At 54.5% G+C, this 19436-nt stretch carries 18 protein-coding genes and 1 pseudogene; 16 read left to right on the top strand and 3 right to left on the bottom strand.

The features are described 5' to 3' along the window. Positions 1-6: 6 nt before the first annotated feature. Entirely contained in the window at positions 7-147 is a 141-nt protein-coding gene (rpmH, locus tag FA91_RS20695; RefSeq protein WP_000831330.1) for a 50S ribosomal protein L34, read from the bottom strand. A 598-nt stretch (positions 148-745) separates the two neighbouring features. Between rpmH and dnaA the strand changes: the two genes are divergently transcribed. From dnaA to gyrB, 4 genes are all read left to right on the top strand, one after another. Further along, complete coding sequence (dnaA, locus tag FA91_RS18505; RefSeq protein ID WP_034918151.1) at positions 746-2134, top strand: chromosomal replication initiator protein DnaA; 1389 nt, start codon at positions 746-748, stop codon at positions 2132-2134. A gap of 4 nt (positions 2135-2138) precedes the next feature. Then, entirely contained in the window at positions 2139-3239 is a 1101-nt protein-coding gene (gene dnaN / locus FA91_RS18500; RefSeq protein WP_034918148.1) for a DNA polymerase III subunit beta, read from the top strand. Positions 3240-3403: 164 nt separating this feature from the next. Then, on the top strand, positions 3404-4489 hold the full coding sequence (gene recF, locus FA91_RS18495) for a DNA replication/repair protein RecF (protein WP_034918146.1): 1086 nt from the start codon (positions 3404-3406) through the stop codon (positions 4487-4489). 17 nt (positions 4490-4506) lie between these two features. Next, on the top strand, positions 4507-6915 hold the full coding sequence (gene gyrB / locus FA91_RS18490; protein ID WP_034918145.1) for a DNA topoisomerase (ATP-hydrolyzing) subunit B: 2409 nt from the start codon (positions 4507-4509) through the stop codon (positions 6913-6915). A gap of 60 nt (positions 6916-6975) precedes the next feature. On the opposite strand, the gene FA91_RS18485 is transcribed toward gyrB, so the two are convergent. Then, positions 6976-7575 carry a LuxR C-terminal-related transcriptional regulator gene (locus FA91_RS18485; RefSeq protein WP_034918143.1) on the bottom strand — a complete coding sequence of 200 codons (600 nt, stop codon included), beginning with the start codon at positions 7573-7575 and terminating at the stop codon, positions 6976-6978. A gap of 357 nt (positions 7576-7932) precedes the next feature. Here FA91_RS18485 and yidA point away from each other — a divergent pair, with 357 nt between their 5' ends. The 7 genes and pseudogenes from yidA to FA91_RS18445 all read left to right on the top strand — a co-directional run bounded on the left by yidA (position 7933) and on the right by FA91_RS18445 (position 15231). Then, complete coding sequence (yidA, locus tag FA91_RS18480) at positions 7933-8742, top strand: sugar-phosphatase (protein ID WP_034918141.1); 810 nt, start codon at positions 7933-7935, stop codon at positions 8740-8742. A gap of 649 nt (positions 8743-9391) precedes the next feature. Next, entirely contained in the window at positions 9392-10087 is a 696-nt protein-coding gene (locus FA91_RS18470; protein ID WP_034918137.1) for a FadR/GntR family transcriptional regulator, read from the top strand. Next, positions 10084-10965 (top strand): 2-dehydro-3-deoxygalactonokinase, encoded by an 882-nt coding sequence (locus tag FA91_RS18465; RefSeq protein ID WP_034918135.1) that lies wholly within the window; start codon positions 10084-10086, stop codon positions 10963-10965. The genes FA91_RS18470 and FA91_RS18465 overlap by 4 nt, the downstream gene beginning before the upstream one ends. Further along, a complete protein-coding gene (locus FA91_RS18460; protein WP_034918133.1) occupies positions 10949-11566 on the top strand; it encodes a 2-dehydro-3-deoxy-6-phosphogalactonate aldolase in 618 nt (205 codons plus the stop codon). Before FA91_RS18465 ends, FA91_RS18460 begins: the two co-directional genes overlap by 17 nt. After that, entirely contained in the window at positions 11563-12711 is a 1149-nt protein-coding gene (gene dgoD, locus FA91_RS18455; protein ID WP_034918130.1) for a galactonate dehydratase, read from the top strand. Before FA91_RS18460 ends, dgoD begins: the two co-directional genes overlap by 4 nt. Positions 12712-12803: 92 nt before the next feature. Continuing rightward, positions 12804-13915, top strand: a pseudogene (locus FA91_RS18450) (MFS transporter). Positions 13916-13959: 44 nt separating this feature from the next. Next, positions 13960-15231, top strand: a complete 1272-nt coding sequence (locus FA91_RS18445; RefSeq protein WP_156103104.1) for a DUF3748 domain-containing protein — start codon at positions 13960-13962, stop codon at positions 15229-15231. Here the strand turns inward: FA91_RS18445 and FA91_RS18440 are convergent. After that, on the bottom strand, positions 15228-15575 hold the full coding sequence (locus FA91_RS18440; protein ID WP_034919568.1) for a YceK/YidQ family lipoprotein: 348 nt from the start codon (positions 15573-15575) through the stop codon (positions 15228-15230). The genes FA91_RS18445 and FA91_RS18440 overlap by 4 nt on opposite strands. Before the next feature lie 288 nt (positions 15576-15863). Here FA91_RS18440 and ibpA point away from each other — a divergent pair, with 288 nt between their 5' ends. The 5 genes from ibpA (at position 15864) to FA91_RS18415 (ending at position 19431) form a co-directional block, all read left to right on the top strand. After that, positions 15864-16280, top strand: coding sequence for a small heat shock chaperone IbpA (gene ibpA / locus FA91_RS18435; protein WP_034918126.1), 417 nt, complete (start codon positions 15864-15866; stop codon positions 16278-16280). A 312-nt stretch (positions 16281-16592) separates the two neighbouring features. Beyond that, positions 16593-17351, top strand: a complete 759-nt coding sequence (locus tag FA91_RS18430) for a transporter substrate-binding domain-containing protein (RefSeq protein WP_034918123.1) — start codon at positions 16593-16595, stop codon at positions 17349-17351. Between the two features lie 5 nt (positions 17352-17356). Next, a complete protein-coding gene (locus tag FA91_RS18425) occupies positions 17357-18058 on the top strand; it encodes an amino acid ABC transporter permease (RefSeq protein ID WP_034918120.1) in 702 nt (233 codons plus the stop codon). Further along, complete coding sequence (locus FA91_RS18420) at positions 18036-18761, top strand: amino acid ABC transporter ATP-binding protein (RefSeq protein WP_034918119.1); 726 nt, start codon at positions 18036-18038, stop codon at positions 18759-18761. The genes FA91_RS18425 and FA91_RS18420 overlap by 23 nt, the downstream gene beginning before the upstream one ends. 1 nt (position 18762) lies before the next feature. Then, positions 18763-19431 (top strand): amino acid ABC transporter permease, encoded by a 669-nt coding sequence (locus FA91_RS18415; RefSeq protein WP_034918117.1) that lies wholly within the window; start codon positions 18763-18765, stop codon positions 19429-19431. The last annotated feature ends 5 nt before the right edge of the window (positions 19432-19436 follow it).

Raw genomic sequence — 19436 nt, 5'->3', positions numbered from 1 at the left:
CTTTTATTACTTAGAAACGGTCAGACGAGCGCGGCCTTTAGCACGACGACGTGCCAGAACCTGACGACCATTTTTTGTTGCCATACGAGCACGGAAACCGTGTGAACGGTTGCGCTTCAGTACGGACGGTTGAAAAGTGCGTTTCATGGCGATTTCTACCTAAACTTGAAAAATTTCACTGGATGACGCGTTTCATGGTCAGTAAACCAACCGACGCCTCAAGTGTGTCTTTGATAAAGAGGCGGGATTGTAATAATTGTACAGTCCAGAGTCAATTTACTTCGCGTTAAAGTCGCGACCGGGTATCCCATCCAACCGTAAAACAGTCGATAAGGGCCAGCGCGCAACACGCCGGGGTGAGGATTATACGGCGTGCGGGATAAAGCGCAAGGATCGCCGGGATCTTCTCGCGATCCCGTTACATAAATTTCCAACGAGAACGTGATGGCGCCGTGAATTTTAAACGAATACGGACGATCCTGAATGCCTTTTACCCGTGAAAGCGTAAACTTATCCCGGCTTTCATTGCCTGTGGATAAATTGGATCAAAACTGTGTAGAAAGTGAAGATCTCTGCCGCGCTTTACGCTATGATCCGCCCTTCCGTTTGCGATCCTTCGGGTCAGACAGCGGCGGAGAAACCGCAGACAGCGGTTCGTATGCTACCCATCTGCATGCGTCAACAATGATGAATTTATCGCTTCAGCGCCTTTTTTCTTGTCGAATTTTTTCGAGTGGAGTCCGCCGTGTCACTTACGCTTTGGCAACAGTGCCTTGCCCGTTTGCAGGATGAACTTCCTGCCACTGAATTCAGCATGTGGATACGTCCGTTGCAGGCCGAATTAAACGACAATACGCTTGCCCTGTATGCGCCAAACCGTTTCGTGCTCGACTGGGTTCGCGATAAATATCTTAATAATATCAATGCATTACTGAATGATTTTTGCGGAAACGACACGCCGCTGCTGCGTTTTGAAGTGGGAAGCAAGCCCGTTACGCGGCAGATAAGCCAGCCCGCCATGGCGACCAGCGCGCAGAGCAGCGCCGCACCGGCTCGCCCTGCGCCTTCGCGCCCTAGCTGGGATAACTTGCCTGCGCCGGCAGAACTCTCCTACCGCTCCAACGTGAATACCAAGCATAACTTTGACAATTTCGTTGAGGGTAAATCGAACCAGCTGGCCCGCGCGGCGGCGCGTCAGGTCGCGGACAATCCTGGCGGCGCCTATAACCCGCTCTTCCTTTATGGCGGCACCGGCCTCGGCAAAACCCACCTGCTGCATGCGGTAGGCAACGGCATTATGGCACGCAAGCCCAACGCCAAAGTGGTGTACATGCACTCCGAGCGCTTCGTGCAGGACATGGTTAAGGCGCTGCAAAATAACGCCATTGAAGAGTTCAAACGCTATTATCGATCGGTTGACGCGCTGTTAATCGATGACATTCAGTTTTTTGCGAATAAAGAGCGCTCGCAGGAAGAGTTTTTTCACACCTTTAATGCGCTGCTGGAAGGCAATCAGCAGATCATTTTGACGTCGGATCGCTATCCGAAAGAGATCAACGGCGTGGAAGATCGCCTGAAGTCGCGCTTTGGCTGGGGCCTGACGGTGGCGATTGAGCCGCCGGAGCTGGAAACCCGCGTGGCGATCCTGATGAAAAAGGCCGATGAGAACGATATTCGTCTGCCGGGCGAAGTGGCGTTTTTTATTGCCAAGCGCCTGCGTTCCAACGTTCGCGAACTGGAAGGCGCACTGAACCGCGTCATTGCCAACGCCAATTTTACCGGACGCGCCATCACTATCGATTTTGTGCGCGAGGCGTTGCGCGATCTGCTGGCGCTTCAGGAGAAGCTGGTCACCATTGATAATATTCAGAAAACGGTTGCTGAATATTATAAAATTAAGGTGGCTGACCTGTTGTCAAAGCGCCGTTCGCGCTCGGTTGCCCGTCCTCGTCAGATGGCGATGGCGCTGGCGAAAGAGTTGACGAACCACAGCCTGCCGGAAATCGGTGACGCTTTTGGGGGTCGTGACCACACAACCGTGCTTCACGCCTGCCGTAAAATCGAGCAGCTGCGTGAAGAAAGTCACGATATTAAAGAAGATTTCTCTAATTTAATCAGAACATTATCCTCCTGACGCTATGAAATTTATTGTAGAACGTGAGCATTTACTGAAGCCCTTACAGCAGGTCAGCGGCCCGCTGGGCGGTCGCCCGACGCTGCCAATTCTTGGCAATTTGCTTGTCCAGGTGAATGACGGCAATCTGCTGCTGACCGGCACCGATTTAGAAATGGAGATGGTGGCCCGCGTCGCGCTGACGCAGGATCATGAACCCGGCGCCACCACCGTACCGGCCCGCAAATTTTTTGATATCTGCCGTGGTTTGCCCGAAGGCGCCGAAATCACGGTGATCCTCGACGGTGAGAGAATGCTGGTGCGCTCCGGGCGCAGCCGTTTTTCACTCTCCACGCTGCCTGCCAGCGATTTTCCTAATCTGGACGACTGGCAGAGTGAAGTCGAATTCACCCTGCCCCAGGCGACCATGAAGCGCCTGATTGAAGCCACGCAGTTTTCAATGGCGCATCAGGACGTGCGTTACTACCTTAACGGCATGCTGTTTGAAACCGAAGGCGAAGAGCTGCGTACCGTGGCGACCGACGGCCACCGTCTGGCGGTGTGCTCGATGCCGGTGGGCGTTGCGCTGCCCAGTCATTCGGTGATCGTGCCGCGTAAAGGCGTGATTGAACTGGTTCGCCTGCTGGACGGCGGCGACACGCCGTTGCGGGTGCAGATTGGCAGCAACAATATTCGCGCCCACGTGGGCGACTTTATCTTTACCTCCAAGTTAGTCGACGGCCGTTTCCCCGATTATCGCCGCGTATTGCCGAAGAACCCCGACAAAACGCTGGATGCAGGCTGCGATTTGCTGAAACAGGCTTTCGCCCGCGCGGCCATTCTCTCTAACGAGAAGTTTCGCGGCGTTCGCCTTTATGTCAGCGAAAATCAGCTCAAGATCACCGCCAATAATCCTGAACAGGAAGAGGCGGAAGAGATTCTTGATGTTACCTACGGCGGCACCGATCTGGAGATCGGCTTTAACGTCAGCTACGTACTCGACGTGCTTAACGCGCTGAAGTGCGAGAACGTGCGTCTGCTGCTGACGGATTCCGTGTCGAGTGTGCAGATCGAAGATGCGGCCAGTCAGTCCGCCGCCTATGTGGTCATGCCGATGAGATTGTAATCGGCCTGGCTTACTTGCCATTTTGCCCTCGGGCAGTGCTCGCCATCCTCACGTACTTCAGTACGCTCCGGTGACTGTGCGCTGGCCGTGAGCAAACTGGTCGCGACGCCGACGGCCTGGCCCGTAGCGAAAACCCGACTTGTGTCCGCGGAATTAATTCACCTATGGCTTTAACCCGCCTTCTGATCAAAGACTTCCGAAACATTGAAAACGCGGATCTGGCCCTGGCGCCCGGTTTCAACTTTTTAGTTGGCGCCAACGGCAGCGGCAAGACCAGCGTGCTGGAGGCGATCTACACGCTGGGCCACGGGCGCGCCTTTCGCAGTTTGCAGGCGGGACGCGTTATTCGTCACGAGCAGGATGCCTTTGTGCTGCATGGCCGCATTCAGGGCGCAGAGCGGGAAATATCTGTCGGCCTGACCAAAAATCGTGCGGGCGACAGTAAAGTGCGCATCGACGGCAGCGACGGCCATAAAGTGGCCGAGCTGGCGCAGATGTTGCCGATGCAGCTGATTACGCCGGAAGGTTTTACGCTATTAAACGGCGGCCCTAAATATCGACGTGCCTACATCGACTGGGGCTGCTTTCACAACGAACCTGCTTTTTTCAACGCCTGGAGCAATCTCCGCCGCCTGTTGAAGCAGCGTAACGCCGCGCTGCGGCAGGTGTCGCGCTACCAGCAGCTTCGCGCCTGGGATCAGGAGCTGGCGCCGCTGGCAGAACAGATCAGCCGCTGGCGCGCGGCCTACAGCGAAGCGATTGCGCAGGATATTACTGCCACCTGCGCCCGTTTTTTACCGGAGTTTTCCCTCAGTTTCTCCTTTCAACGCGGCTGGGATAAAGAAACGGACTACTTCGAACTGCTCGAACGGCAGTTCGAGCGCGATCGCGCGCTGACCTACACCGCCAGCGGGCCGCACAAGGCGGATTTTCGCATCCGCGCCGACGGCACGCCGGTGGAGGATTTGCTCTCACGCGGCCAGTTAAAACTTTTGATGTGCGCCCTGAGACTGGCGCAGGGTGAGTTCCTTACCCGACAGAGCGGGCGACGTTGCCTGTATCTGATAGATGATTTTGCCTCTGAGCTTGACGAGACGCGTCGTCAGCTGCTTGCTTCCCGACTGAAGGCCACGCAGGCCCAGGTTTTCGTCAGCGCCATCGGCGCCGAACATGTGATCGATATGGCTGACGAAAAGGGCAAGATGTTCCACGTAGAACAGGGTAAAATAGCGGTTCAACCTGAAGATTAAACGAGCGAGAAACGTTGATGTCGAATTCTTATGACTCCTCAAGTATCAAAGTTCTAAAAGGGCTGGATGCGGTACGCAAACGCCCCGGTATGTATATCGGCGATACGGATGACGGCACCGGTCTGCATCACATGGTATTCGAGGTTGTGGATAACGCCATTGACGAAGCACTCGCCGGTCACTGTAAAGATATCCTCGTGACCATTCACGCCGATAACTCTGTTTCCGTGCAGGATGATGGGCGTGGTATTCCTACCGGTATTCATGAAGAAGAAGGCGTTTCCGCCGCAGAAGTCATCATGACCGTACTGCACGCGGGCGGTAAATTTGACGACAACTCCTATAAAGTGTCCGGCGGCCTGCACGGCGTGGGCGTTTCCGTGGTTAACGCGCTGTCCGAAAAGCTGGAATTGACGATCCGTCGTGAAGGCAAGGTTCATCAGCAGATTTACGTTCACGGTGTGCCACAGGCACCGCTGAGCGTGACTGGTGAAACCGATATAACCGGCACGCGCGTGCGCTTCTGGCCAAGCCATGAAACCTTTACCAACGTCACCGATTTTGAGTATGAGATCCTGGCAAAGCGCCTGCGTGAACTCTCGTTTCTGAACTCCGGCGTCTCGATCAAGCTGGAAGACAAGCGCGACGGCAAAAACGATCATTACCACTACGAAGGCGGCATCAAGGCTTTCGTTGAGTACCTGAATAAGAACAAAACGCCTATTCATCCCAACGTCTTCTACTTTTCTACGGAAAAAGACGGCATTGGCGTGGAAGTGGCGCTGCAATGGAACGATGGTTTCCAGGAAAACATCTACTGCTTCACTAACAACATTCCGCAGCGCGATGGCGGCACGCATCTGGTGGGTTTCCGCACCGCGATGACCCGTACGCTTAACGCCTATATGGACAAAGAAGGCTACAGCAAAAAAGCCAAGGTCAGTGCGACCGGCGATGATGCCCGCGAAGGTCTGATTGCGGTGGTGTCGGTAAAAGTGCCGGATCCTAAATTTTCCTCACAGACCAAGGACAAACTGGTCTCTTCCGAGGTGAAATCAGCGGTCGAGCAGCAGATGAACGAACTGCTGGCGGAATACCTGCTGGAAAACCCCAGCGACGCAAAAATCGTCGTGGGCAAAATCATTGATGCGGCGCGCGCCCGTGAAGCGGCCCGCCGCGCGCGTGAAATGACGCGCCGTAAAGGCGCTCTGGATCTGGCCGGGCTGCCGGGCAAGCTGGCAGATTGTCAGGAACGCGATCCCGCGATGTCTGAAATCTACCTGGTGGAAGGTGACTCCGCAGGCGGTTCAGCCAAGCAGGGGCGTAACCGTAAAAATCAGGCCATCCTGCCGCTGAAGGGTAAAATCCTTAACGTTGAAAAAGCGCGCTTCGACAAGATGCTCGCTTCGCAGGAAGTCGCCACGTTGATTACCGCGCTGGGCTGCGGCATTGGTCGTGACGAGTACAACCCGGACAAGCTGCGTTACCACAGCATCATTATCATGACCGATGCCGACGTGGATGGCTCGCATATCCGTACGCTGCTGCTGACCTTTTTCTACCGTCAGATGCCGGAAATCATCGAGCGCGGCCACGTCTATATCGCCCAGCCGCCGCTGTATAAAGTGAAAAAAGGCAAGCAGGAGCAGTATATCAAGGATGACGAAGCGATGGATCAGTATCAGATTGCCATCGCGCTGGACGGCGCAACGCTGCACACTAACGCCAGCGCGCCTGCGCTGGGCGGCGAGCCGTTGGAAAAACTGGTATCTGAATTCAACAGCACGCGCAAAATGATCAAGCGCATGGAGCGTCGCTATCCGGTGGCATTGCTTAACGCGCTGATTTACCACGCGACGCTGAGCGATATCAGCGCCGGCGCGCCGGTTCAACAGTGGCTGGATGCGCTGGTTGTTCGCCTCAACGAGAACGAACAGCATGGCAGCACCTATAACGGCCTCGTGCGTGAAAACCGCGAGCTGAACATTTTCGAACCGGTTTTGCGCGTGCGCACGCACGGCGTCGATACCGATTATCCGTTGGAAAATGAATTCCTGACCGGTGGCGAATATCGCAAACTTTGCGCGCTGGGTGAGCAACTGCGCGGCCTGATTGAGGAGGACGCTTTTATCGAGCGCGGCGAACGTCGTCAGCCGATCGCCAGCTTCGAACAGGCAATCGAATGGCTGGTGAAAGAGTCGCGTCGTGGTCTCTCGGTGCAGCGTTATAAAGGTCTGGGCGAAATGAACCCGGAACAGCTGTGGGAAACGACGATGGATCCCGACAGCCGCCGTATGCTGCGGGTGACGGTCAAAGACGCTATCGCAGCCGATCAGCTATTCACCACGCTGATGGGCGATGCGGTTGAGCCGCGCCGCGCCTTTATCGAGGAAAATGCTCTGAGAGCGGCAAACATCGATATTTAACGCAGCGGAAACGCAAAAAAGGCAAATCTGATGATTTGCCTTTTTTATGGTTCCAGCCGGTTACTGAACGTAACCGGCCAGCGCAAACTGATAAAATTCGCTGTTATTTTTTATTCCAAGCTTCCGCATTACCGCACGCTTATGCGTGCTGATGGTTTTAACGCTCAGGTGCGTCATGCGTGAAATATCGGTTAACGACATGCCTTCTCTGGTATATCTGACCACCATTGCCTGCTGTTTGCTGAGCGGTAGCGTTCGCTGACCGCAGTGCTGCACGGCATGGCTGGCCAGCGCCGGATGTCGCCGCCTGAATAACGTCAGCAGGCCATTGGCCGATTCGCTTTTCTCCAGATAAAAATAGTGGAGCGGACAGTGAGTGCCATGCTTTTCCGAACACTGTTTCGCAAAAAAAAGGGTTACCCAGGTTAGAGTGGTTCTGTTTGACAACAGTTTCTGGCGAGGCGCGTTGGCGGAGGACGCGGGCACCGCCGGTGGAATACAGACGTCGCGAATAATGATGTCCGGTTCGAGCGGCGCGCGATCGTCTGTGGAAACCATAAAAACCAGGCCGGAAGCAACACTGGTCGGCCACGCTTTAGAAATCAACGCGATGGCACCTGAAATGAAGAAATTATTGTTGCTGACGATCAGAATATTCATTACTTTCCTCCATGAAATAGTCTTCTCTGCGTTTTACGCTTTCCTGCGTTTTGCCGGCCCGCTGTAACGAATCCTGTAGAGCTACCGGTGTGAAATGTCGATCGTTAATGGATATTATTTGACGTAATAGCGACCTGATTTACCGGAAATCAACCCGATATCAGGAAAGCAAAGAAATTTCCTTTGATGATTGTCACACCGGTTACTTTACGCGCAAAGCCGCTGATTACGCCACCCTTTCCCGGAAAAATTTACCCCGACCGCCGCCTGTCGGATAAAGCGCGGCGTCAATCGCGCTGGTCAATGTGCGCTGAATCGCGTTAGCATGAAACAAATTATCGGGCTGGCGAGGAAACTATGGCAATAAAACTGATTGCGATCGATATGGACGGGACGCTGCTTAACCCACAGCATGAGATAAGCCCGCGCGTGAAGCAGGCGATTGGTGCCGCGCGCGATAAAGGCGTGGCGATTGTATTAGCGACCGGGCGCCCGTTTATTGGCGTGCAGCGTTATCTGATGGAGCTGGATTTACAGCAGGAAGGGCAGTTTTGCATCACCAATAACGGCGCGCTGGTTCAGCAAGCGGCTAACGGCGAATGCGTGGCGGAGATCTCCCTGACCTTTGACGACTACCTCTATTTTGAAAAGCTGGCACGCGACCTTGGCATTCATTTTCAGGCGCTGACCAAATCCCTGCTGTTCACCGCGAACAAGGATATCAGCGAATATACCGTACACGAATCGGCCATTACGGGCATTCCGCTGCGCTACCGCGCCGTTGATGAGATGGATCCGGCCATGACGTTTCCCAAAGTGATGATGATCGATCCGCCGCAAAAGCTGGACGAGGCGATACCTCGTATCCCACAGGCGGCGCGCGAACGCTATACCATTATGAAAAGCTCGCCTTATTACCTTGAAATTATGGATAAACGCGTCAATAAAGGCGCGGGCGTGAAGGCGCTGGCGGACAAACTGGGGCTGACGCGCGATCAGGTGATGACGCTTGGCGATCAGGAAAACGATATCGCGATGCTCGAATTTGCCGGCACGGGCGTTGCCATGGGCAATGCGATTGACAGCGTGAAGGCCGTGGCGCAGTTTGTCACTAAAACCAATAGTGAAGATGGCGTGGCGCACGCCATCGAGAAGTTTGTGTTGTAAGGCCATACCTTAAAAATTATCCCTGCTGATGCATCGCGTAACGAGCGATACGCAGGGGCAATTTTTGGCTCAGTGTCCCTGATGCGCCTGAACGGGCAAAATGCAGACCGCTGGGCTCAATACGCCCGTCCGGGATGTACCACCACAGATTTGTCGGGGCTGTTAAGACATCACCTGATAACGCTCTCCTCCAGGGTGATAAGGCCGTTCACTGCAATTTCCCTATCGAAGTTCTTCTCGCCTCTGTTATTTTCCGCGCTCAAAGAGACAATATTCTTATCCTCATCTGCCTGGAGGCGTGCCCAAAGATTTTTGTCTCCGTTGTGGTTTACATCCTCTCTGGGATCGCCGCTGTTAGGCCTGACGATGAGCCATTTTCGTCTGGCGTCAGTGCCGCAGCCAGACAAGCCTTCTGCTCCGATGCCAGCCTGCCCTCAGGCTGATTGCGACAGGCGTTAACCGTTTAATGAACTGCTCACTGTTCAGGGCGCCGTATATCTTGTTTTGTCTGTTTTGTCTGTTTTGTGATCTGTATTGTAGTACAATATTAATGATAAGTACTACAATCCCCTTCTGCCGTACCCTGGGTGCGAGACCTGGCTGAACGGTGGTACGTTAAAGGGAATGCAACCAGACAGCACGGGACCCTATGAAAGAAGAACTCAGTAAAACGGATCGCATTATTGCGACGCTGGGCGAGGAAATTGTCTCCGGCAGCTATTCGCCGGGCGCCGCGCTGCCGGCAGAAGCTGAGCTTTGTGAGCGGTTCAGCACCTCGCGCAATATTATTCGTGAAGTGTTTCGCTCGCTGATGGCAAAGCGGCTGATCGAGATGAAGCGTTATCGCGGCGCTTTTGTTTCGCAGCGCAGCCGGTGGAACTTTCTCGACAGTGAGGTACTGCAATGGTCGCTCAGGCATGACCACGATCCGCGATTGATTGCCGCCATGAGCGAGGTGCGCAACCTTGTGGAACCGCAAATCGCCCGCTGGTCTGCGGAACGCGCCACGTCGAACGATCTGGCCAAAATTGAGCTCGCGCTGAATGAGATGATTGCTAACCATCGCGATCGCGCGGCGTTTAATCAGGCGGACATTCGCTTTCATGAAGCGGTGCTGGAGTCGGTGCACAATCCGGTACTTCAGCAGCTTAACGTTGCGATCGGCTCGCTACAGCGGGCAATTTTTGAGCGTACTTATATGCCGGATAGCGACAATATGCCGAACACGTTGCAGGAACATCAGGCGCTCTTTGATGCCATTCGCCGTCAGAAACCGGATGATGCCGAGAAAGCGGCGCTGACCATGATCGCCAGCTCAACCCGACGAATGAAGGATATTATGTGACAAGCTACATCGCAATCGACTGGGGCTCCACCAACCTGCGGGCCTGGTACTACCGGCAGGGAGAGTGTTGCGACGAACGCCGCTCCGAAGCAGGCGTCACGCGACTGAACGGCAGAACGCCCGCTGAGGTTTTCGCCAGCGTCACCGACGGCTGGCCGGTAAACGAACTGCCGGTGGTGATGGCGGGTATGGTGGGCAGCAACGCGGGTTGGTTAAGCGTGCCCTATCTGAGCTGCCCGGTTGCGCTGAATGAGATCGCTTCACGGCTTACCCGGGTTGAAGACAAAGCGTGGATCGTGCCTGGCCTCAGCGTTAATCGACCTGATAATCAAAACGTGATGCGCGGCGAAGAGACGCAATTGCTGGGCGCGGCGCAGCTTGCGCCGGGTACGTATTACGTGATGCCCGGTACACACTGCAAATGGGTTCGCGCGGAAGGCGGCACGATCGCCGATTTTCGTACCGTTTTGACCGGCGAACTCCACCATATTCTGCTGAAACATTCGCTGATCGGTGCCGGATTGCCCACGCAGCGGCCCGACGTGCAGGCTTTTCAGGCCGGGCTGGAAACCGGCGCGGCGGACAGCAGCCTGCTTGCCAGGCTGTTCGAGGTGCGTGCGGCGCACGTGCTCGGCTCGCGCCCGCGCGAATCGGTCAGCGACTTTCTCTCCGGCCTGTTGATTGGTCATGAGGTGGCGCTGATGGCGAAGGAATTTATGCAGTCGGCTGCTCAACCGCTGACCGTCATCGGCGGACGCTCGCTGGCGGAGCGTTACCTGAGCGCCCTGAAACTTGTCGGGCTTCCGGCACAATGGCTGGACGGCGACCGCGCTTTCCGGCATGGAATGAGGAGCATTGCTGATGAACTGGACCACTAACCTGCCGCTGATTGCTATTCTGCGCGGCATTCGTCCTGAAGAGGCTGAAGCGCACGTGTCGGCGCTGATTGATGCTGGCTTTGATGCGATTGAAATTCCGCTGAATTCTCCTGAGTGGCAAAAAAGCATCGCCAGTACGGTAGCGCAATTTGGCGACCGCGCGCTGATTGGCGCCGGCACGGTGCTGGAACCGGAGCAGGTTGACCAGCTTGCCGCAATGAACAGCAAACTGGTGGTGACGCCGAATACCGATGCTGCGGTGATCCGTCGCGCTGTTGCAAAGGGCATGATCGTTGCGGCGGGCTGCGCCACGGCATCGGAGGCCTTTACCGCACTGAAGGCGGGCGCACAGGCGCTGAAAATTTTCCCTTCGTCCGCCTTCGGCCCCGACTACATCAAAGCACTGAAAGCGGTGCTGCCGCCGCAGGTGCCGGTGTTCGCCGTGGGCGGCGTTACGCCTGAAAATCTTCATGTGTTCCTGGCCGCAGGTTGCGCTGGCGCCGGTTTGGGCAGCGATCTCTATCGCGCCGGACAGCCGGTTTCACGCACGGCGGAGCAGGCACGCGCATTCGTAAAAGCCTGGAAGGAAGCCGCACAATGAAAATTACCAAACTGACAACTTACCGCCTGCCGCCGCGCTGGATGTTTCTGAAGATTGAAACCGATGAGGGCGTGGTCGGCTGGGGCGAACCGGTGATAGAGGGCCGCGCGCGCAGCGTCGAAGCGGCAGTGCATGAGCTGTCAGACTACCTGACTGGCCAGGATCCGGCGCGCATCAACGATCTGTGGCAGGTGATGTATCGCGGCGGATTCTATCGCGGCGGCCCGATCCTGATGAGCGCCATTGCCGGTATCGATCAGGCACTGTGGGACATTAAAGGTAAAGTACTTGGCGTGCCGGTATGGCAACTCCTCGGCGGCCTGGTGCGTGACAAAATCAAAGCCTATAGCTGGGTGGGCGGCGATCGTCCTGCTGAGGTTATTGATGGCATTAATAAGCTGCGCGAGATCGGCTTCGACACCTTTAAGCTGAACGGCTGCGAAGAGATGGGCGTGATTGATAACTCGCGTAAGGTTGATGCAGCGGTGAATACCGTGGCGCAAATTCGTGAAGCGTTCGGCAGCGAGATCGAATTTGGCCTCGATTTCCACGGCCGCGTCAGTGCGCCCATGGCGAAAGTGCTGATTAAAGAACTGGAACCGTACCGTCCGCTGTTTATTGAAGAGCCGGTGCTCGCCGAGCAGGCGGAATACTATCCACGTCTGGCGGCGCAAACCCATCTTCCCATCGCCGCCGGTGAGCGGATGTTCTCGCGCTTTGAGTTTAAGCGCGTGCTGGAAGCGGGCGGCCTGGCGATTTTGCAACCCGATTTGTCACACGCGGGCGGCATTACCGAATGCTATAAAATCGCCGCGATGGCGGAAGCCTACGATGTGGCGCTGGCGCCGCACTGTCCGCTGGGGCCGATTGCGCTGGCTTCCTGTCTGCATGTGGATTTCGTTTCCCGCAATGCAGTATTCCAGGAGCAGAGTATGGGCATTCATTATAATAAAGGCGCGGAGCTGCTTGATTACATCACCAATAAAGATGACTTTAAAATGAATGACGGCCATTTTTATCCGCCGAATAAGCCAGGCCTGGGTGTGGAAATAAATGAGGAACTGGTAAAAGAGCGCAGCAAAAATGCACCTGACTGGCGTAATCCTCTTTGGCGCTTCCCGGATGGCTCCGTGGCGGAATGGTAATGCACTACCCTAAATAAATGTAATTAAAACGACGTTAACATAGATGCGCGCAGCGCAGGGATACCGCTGCGCGTAATTCAGGAGATGGTCTTATGCAACTCTCTGTTAATAATGAAAAACCTACCCGTCGTCGCTATTTGACGCTGATAATGATATTTATCACCGTAGTCATCTGTTATGTGGATCGCGCCAACCTTGCCGTCGCCTCTGCGCATATTCAGCAGGAGTTTGGTATTACCAGGGCCGGGATGGGCTATATATTTTCCGCCTTCGCCTGGCTTTATACGCTTTGTCAAATACCCGGCGGCTGGTTTCTCGATCGTGTCGGTTCACGGCTCACTTATTTCATCGCCATTTTCGGCTGGTCGGTAGCTACGTTATTTCAGGGTTTCGCGACCGGCTTATTTACGCTTATCGGGCTGCGCGCCCTTACCGGTATATTTGAAGCACCCGCGTTCCCCACCAATAACCGTATGGTCACCAGCTGGTTCCCGGAACGCGAGCGCGCTTCGGCGGTGGGGTTTTACACTTCCGGCCAGTTCGTCGGCCTGGCATTTCTGACGCCGCTGCTGATCACAAAGACCGTATCCCCCTGACCCGCGCCGACTGGAAGCGAGTGTTTCACCGCAAGCTGGTGGGTGTTTACCTCGGCCAGTTTGCCGTGACGTCGACGCTGTGGTTTTTCCTTACCTGGTTCCCCAACTACCTTACTCAGGAAAAAGGCATCGCCGCGTTGCAGGCCGGGTTTATGACCACGGTGCCCTTTCTTGCCGCGTTCTTTGGCGTGCTGCTCTCCGGCTGGGTGGCCGATCGCCTGGTACGGAAAGGTTATTCGCTGGGTATTGCACGAAAAACACCGGTCATCTGCGGCCTGCTGATCTCCACCTCAATCATGGCCGCTAACTACACCAGCGATCCGATGTGGATTATGGCGCTGATGGCGCTGGCCTTTTTCGGCAACGGCTTCGCCTCAATCACCTGGTCGCTGGTCTCCTCGCTGGCGCCGATACGCCTGATCGGCCTGACCGGCGGCGTGTTTAACTTTGTCGGCGGCCTGGGCGGCATCACCGTGCCGCTGGTGGTGGGGTATCTGGCGCAGGATTATGGTTTTGCCCCGGCGCTGATTTATATTTCAGCGGTGGCGCTGCTCGGCGCGCTGGCTTACATCATGCTGGTCGGCAAAGTGGAGCGGGTAGGCGAATAACCCTGAATGATTTACCCTGAGGCTATTCAACCGCGTCAGGGTTTATCGTTATGAAACAAATCACCTTTGATGAGCATCATCATCAACTCACCAATATCAATATCTGGACAGCCGACAGCGAATGGCTGGTTTACGATCTGCGGCCTTCCGGCGCTTCATTCACCAGCCTGACCGTTGAGCGCGTTAACGTCGCCAGCGGCCAGACGGAGACGATCTGGCAGGCGCAAGACGGCGCGCACGTCGGCGTGGTTACCGCCAGCCCCGATCTGCCGCCGCGCTACGTCTGTATTCACGGCCCGGAACATCCCGATGCGGGCTGGACGTACGATTTCCACCACCGTCGCGGCGTGATCATCCGGCAGGGCCGGGCGGAAAACCTTGATGCCTGTGATATCACGCCGCCCTTTACCCCGGGGGCGCTGCGTGGCGGTTCACACGTTCACGTCTTCAGCCCTGACGGTTCGCGGCTGAGCTTCACCTATAACGATCACGTTATGCACGAGCGCGACACCCGCGAAGATCTGCGCAACGTTGGCGTGGCGGTGCCGCTGCGTGCGGTGTGCCCGCCCAAACAGCATCCTCGCGAGTACGACGGCAGCCATTTCTGCGTGCTGGTCAGCCAGACAACGTCTTCGCCTCGTCCGGGCAGTGATGAGATCAACCGCGCTTATGAAGAGGGCTGGACAGGCCAGACCGGCTATCTGCGCGCCGACGGCCAGCGGCAGCGCTGGGCGCTGGCGTTTATTGGCGATACGCTGTCGGAGAAGGGCGAAAAGGTGCCGGAGGTGTTTATTGTCGATCTGCCGGAGGAGATGGCTGACTATGCGCTGGCGGGCGGCAGGCCGCTGGAAGGCACCGAAAGCCAGCTTCCCGCACCGCCGAAGGGCGTGCAGCAGCGCAGGCTGACGTTCACTCATTCGCGCGCCTTTCCGGGGCTGGCGCAGACGCCGCGCCACTGGCTACGCAGCGCTCCCGACGGCAGCGCCATCGCTTTTTTAATGAAAGATGAACATGGCGTGGTGCAGCTCTGGACGATATCGCCCAACGGCGGCGAGCCGCGGCAGGTTTCACAGGTGAACAGCGATATTCAGTCCGCCTTCAGCTGGCACCCGGCGGGTACGGCCGTCGCGTTGATTCAGGATAACAGCGTCATGCTCTGCCACGTTGCTAATGGCGAGATGCAGCGGCTCACCGCCCGTACTTTGGAAGCGCCGCTGGCGGATGCGGTGGTGTGCTCGCCGGATGGCAGGAAGGTGGCCTACCTGCGCAACGTCAACGGCTGGCAGCAAATCTTTACTGCCGATACGGGGCGTTAATGCTTCGGAAACGGTGCCGACTGCGCCAGGCCTTCATCGGTATGATTTAGTTTTTCGCTGCGCAGCACGCGCGCACGTGGTGAATCATTCGCTCTGTCGCTGTCGGAACGATAGTAATCCCACGGCAGCAGCAGCGTATCGAGAACGGCGGAAAAAGGAAGATCGATGGCGGCAAGCGGACGCATCACCCAGCCGCTGTTGCTGTCGGCAACCGTTGCTGCACTGGCGCGGGTGCCGGGATAATATCCCTGATCCGGCCCGGTGTGGGACATAACGCTGGCGCAGCTGGTTACGGAAAGGCAGGCCAAAAGCCCGGCGAGACGGCACGTTTTGAAAGCTATCATATTCATCATCCCTTCAGTCACGGCAGGCGCCGGTCTGATTATGATTACCGGACGGTCACTCTTTGGTGATTTATGCAGAGGCCCGGCAAATTCTTCTCTGAGTGTATGTCATCCACGCTGCGAGGGTAAAAAAAATTGCATTTGCGCCTCTTGAAAGCGGCTTACCCGTCACCATTTTACTTATCAGGTCACACAGCGTACGCCGACAGGGTACCGCTTTTGGGCCGGTGACCTGTCCATTGTGGAGGGTCTGAATCATCTTCTCGCTGAAACTCAGGAGTCGTTACAATGCGTAATTTCGATCTTGCCCCACTTTATCGTTCATCAATTGGTTTTGACCGCCTTATCAACCTGCTGGAATCCAACCAGAATCAGAGCAATGGCGGCTACCCTCCGTATAACGTCGAGCTGGTAGCAGAGAACCAGTACCGTATTACCATTGCCGTGGCCGGTTTCGCTCAGGAAGAGCTGGAAATCACCGCCCATGACAACCTGCTGACCGTTCGCGGCGCGCACCCCGAAGAGCAACAGGAGCGCACTTACCTGTATCAGGGCATTGCCGAACGCAACTTTGAGCGGAAATTCCAGTTAGCTGAGCACGTGAATATTCGCGACGCCCGTCTGGAAAACGGCCTGCTCTATATTGATTTGGAGCGCGTGGTGCCGGAAGCGAACAAGCCGCGCCGTATTGAGATCGTTAAATAATTGATGTCGGGCCGCATTGTGCGGCCCGACTTTTTCCGCCCCATCAAAATATTCTCCGCCGAGTCTGCATTAATCGTTTCGCCATCACCCTATCCCCAGCGCTTTTATTTTCAGCTACACTTCATAATAAAATCGTATGGAACTTCCCTGAAAAACTTGCCACATAGCTGTTACTTTTTTAGCAGAAAGATAAAACATGAGAAACAGCGTCGTCATGCTCTCAAGAACCGTGCGGTCAGGAGCAGGGCATCTCTGATTCATACCTGTGGCGGTATTATCGTTACCTCTGATAATTAACATCCGGAGTTTCCAATGTTTTTAAAAAAAATCTCACTGGCGATCCTGTTAGCAGCATCGTCCAGCGCGGCCTTTGCGGCTAACCCGGTCGATGGAAAAACCCTGAATATTGCCGTTTCGCCTGCGTCGCCGCCGATGCTGTTTAAAAGCGCCGACGGTAAAATAGAGGGTATCGATCTCGAGCTTTTCTCCGCCTACTGTAAAGAGCGGCACTGTCAGCTAAAAATCACTGAATATTCGTGGGATGGTATGTTAGGCGCGGTGGCCAGCGGGCAGTCAGATGTCGCTTTTTCAGGTATATCCATAACGGACAAACGTAAAAAAGTGATGGACTTCTCCGCACCTTATTATGTTAACTCGTTTAATCTTGTCAGCATGTCAGATCGTAAAATTAACCTGGACGACCTGAAAGAATTAAAGAAATACTCTGTCGGCTATCCTCGCGGCATGGCATATGCTGATTTGATTAAGTCAGATCTTGAGCCAAAAGGGTATTACACCCTGAGTAAAGTAAAACTTTATCCATCCTATAATGAAACGATTACCGATCTGAAAAACGGCAACCTGGATCTGGCTTTCATCGAAGATCCGGTCTATTTCAATTATAAAAATAAGCAAAAATTGCCGATTGAAAGCCGCTATGTTTTCAAAGGCGTCGACCATCTTGGCTTTGCTTTCAAAAAAGGATCGCCCGTGCGGGATGATTTTAATGCATGGCTAAATGAACAGGGTGAAGCGAAGATCGCGGCCGTTGTGGATAAATGGATGAAATAGCACTCATGCAGTTGCCCACTGTGCTTAACGTGCTGAGTTTGCTGGCTGAAGGGCTGGTTAACACGCTGATTGTGACGTTCACGTGTTTTACTTCAGCCCTGATTATTGGCGTTATCGTCGCCGTTTTACGGCGACTTGATTTTGCGCCGCTCACGGCGTTAATGAATGCGCTGGTCTACATTTTTCGCAGTATTCCGGTCCTGATCGCTGTTTTCCTCGTCTACTTTGGTCTTCCCTCGACGGGCCTGACCATTTCACCTCTGCTTGCACTCAATATCAGTATTGGTTTAATCAGCGGCAGCTATCTTGCGGAAGTCTTTCGCGGCGCGCTTCAGCTGGTTGACCGTTCAGAAATTGCAGCCGCGCAGACATCAGGCATGAGTAAGTTCCAGATAATAAAATATATTGAGCTGCCTCAGATGTTCCGTTTTGCTATTCCTGGCATCCTCAACGAATTTTCATCCGTATTAAAAGCGTCTCCTTTCGCCTATACCGTCGGTATGCCGGAAATGACTAAACAGGCAATGAACCTTACGGCCGTGACCATGAGTGGGCTCGAGATCTATACGCTGGCCGGCATACTCTATTTCATTATTTATAAACTCTCGGCGTCTGTAACAAGAATGATTGAAAATAAATTACATATGACCGATGAGGAACTGAAAGATATTAAGGTAAAAACCTATGGCGCTGGTAGAACTGAATAACGTCAGTAAGACACTGGGCAATAAAAAAATACTCGACAGCATTAGTTTAACCATCGAAGCTGGCGAGGTGAAAATCATCATGGGCCCGTCAGGGTGCGGCAAAACCACGCTCCTGCGCTGCCTGGCGAAACTCGATAAGCCGGATTCAGGCGACATCCTTTTTCACCAAAAAAACATCCACGACAAAAATTTTAATACGCTTGAATTCAGAAAAAAAGTTGGCTTTGTTTTCCAGAATTATGCGCTCTATCGGCATCTGAACGTCACCGATAATATTACGCTGGCGCTGCGGAAAGTGTTTAATATGTCGCCTGCCCGCGCCAGAGATAAGGCGCTGGATGAACTGGAGAAACTGGGAATGGCGCCCCACAGTAAAAAATATCCTTCTCAGCTTTCCGGCGGGCAACAGCAGCGTGTGGCGCTGAGCCGTGCCCTGGCAACCGATCCCGAAGTTATCGTTTTTGACGAACCCACTTCGGCACTCGATCCGCTGATGACGTGTGAGGTGGGGTCGCTGATTGGCAGCCTGCACGGGCGAAAAGTGACCATTTTATGCGTGACGCACGACGTAAGACTCGCTGAGCAACTCTCTGACCGGGTCACTTTCCTTAATCATGGCCGCATCGCTGCCGAAGGTTCGTTTAAACAACTCTCATCATCCGGATCGGATGCGGACATTCGCCGTTTTTTTGGGGGCGAATAATATGCTGGCCGGATGGGTGGATTTTTTCAGTGAGCTGAAAGAGCAATTTCCGCTGGTGCTGGACGGTGTGAAAGAAACGTTGAAACTGGCCGTCGCGGTTTCAGTGACCGGTTTTTTTTGGGGAATTATTATTTTTTTCCTGAGCCTCAGCCCGCGACCGCTTATTAAAAAGCTGACGGCGTTCTACATGGATTTTTTTATCGGGACGCCGCTGATTATTATTTTGTTTGTTATTTACTACGGCCTGCCTCAGGCCGGTCTGTTTCTCTCTTCTTTCACCGTGGCGCTGGTCGGTTTCACCCTCAACGTAGGCGCCTATAATGCGGCCTATATGACAACCGCCTTTAACTCATTGAGCCCTTCAGAGGCCGAAGCCGCGACGGTACAGGGATTCAGCCGCTGGCAGTGTTTTCGCTTAATTTTATTGCCGCAGGTGCTGATCACCTCTGTACCCGCCTTGACCAATCAGATCATTAATAATATTAAAGACAGCACCATCGCCTTTCTTATTCAATATCCTGAATTTTTTGCGCGTATTCAGGAGGTGGCCTCTGCAAACTTCGAGTTTTTTAAAGCCTATCTGTTTGCCGCACTGGTCTATCTGGCGATTATCACCGTGGTTGTGATACTGGCCAGAACGGTTGAGCGTCGGCTGCTTTATCAGCAGTAACGGGC

Source organism: Erwinia sp. 9145 (genome assembly GCF_000745075.1).
In the GTDB taxonomy this organism is placed as follows: domain Bacteria; phylum Pseudomonadota; class Gammaproteobacteria; order Enterobacterales; family Enterobacteriaceae; genus Erwinia; species Erwinia oleae.
Note: the sequence above shows the minus strand (reverse complement) of the source record. Positions and strands in the feature narration are given on the sequence as shown.

Excerpts from the sequence above, each read along its gene's own strand:
- FA91_RS18425 (WP_034918120.1), top strand. The coding sequence starts at position 17,357 with ATGCAGTTGCCCACTGTGCTTAACGTGCTGAGTTTGCTGGCTGAAGGG.
- FA91_RS18460 (WP_034918133.1), top strand. The coding sequence starts at position 10,949 with ATGAACTGGACCACTAACCTGCCGCTGATTGCTATTCTGCGCGGCATT.
- recF (WP_034918146.1), top strand. The coding sequence starts at position 3,404 with ATGGCTTTAACCCGCCTTCTGATCAAAGACTTCCGAAACATTGAAAAC.
- yidA (WP_034918141.1), top strand. The coding sequence starts at position 7,933 with ATGGCAATAAAACTGATTGCGATCGATATGGACGGGACGCTGCTTAAC.
- FA91_RS18420 (WP_034918119.1), top strand. The coding sequence starts at position 18,036 with ATGGCGCTGGTAGAACTGAATAACGTCAGTAAGACACTGGGCAATAAA.
- gyrB (WP_034918145.1), top strand. The coding sequence starts at position 4,507 with ATGTCGAATTCTTATGACTCCTCAAGTATCAAAGTTCTAAAAGGGCTG.
- FA91_RS18440 (WP_034919568.1), bottom strand. The coding sequence starts at position 15,575 with ATGATAGCTTTCAAAACGTGCCGTCTCGCCGGGCTTTTGGCCTGCCTT.
- FA91_RS18430 (WP_034918123.1), top strand. The coding sequence starts at position 16,593 with ATGTTTTTAAAAAAAATCTCACTGGCGATCCTGTTAGCAGCATCGTCC.
- FA91_RS18415 (WP_034918117.1), top strand. The coding sequence starts at position 18,763 with ATGCTGGCCGGATGGGTGGATTTTTTCAGTGAGCTGAAAGAGCAATTT.
- rpmH (WP_000831330.1), bottom strand. The coding sequence starts at position 147 with ATGAAACGCACTTTTCAACCGTCCGTACTGAAGCGCAACCGTTCACAC.
- FA91_RS18470 (WP_034918137.1), top strand. The coding sequence starts at position 9,392 with ATGAAAGAAGAACTCAGTAAAACGGATCGCATTATTGCGACGCTGGGC.
- ibpA (WP_034918126.1), top strand. The coding sequence starts at position 15,864 with ATGCGTAATTTCGATCTTGCCCCACTTTATCGTTCATCAATTGGTTTT.
- dnaN (WP_034918148.1), top strand. The coding sequence starts at position 2,139 with ATGAAATTTATTGTAGAACGTGAGCATTTACTGAAGCCCTTACAGCAG.
- dgoD (WP_034918130.1), top strand. The coding sequence starts at position 11,563 with ATGAAAATTACCAAACTGACAACTTACCGCCTGCCGCCGCGCTGGATG.
- FA91_RS18485 (WP_034918143.1), bottom strand. The coding sequence starts at position 7,575 with ATGAATATTCTGATCGTCAGCAACAATAATTTCTTCATTTCAGGTGCC.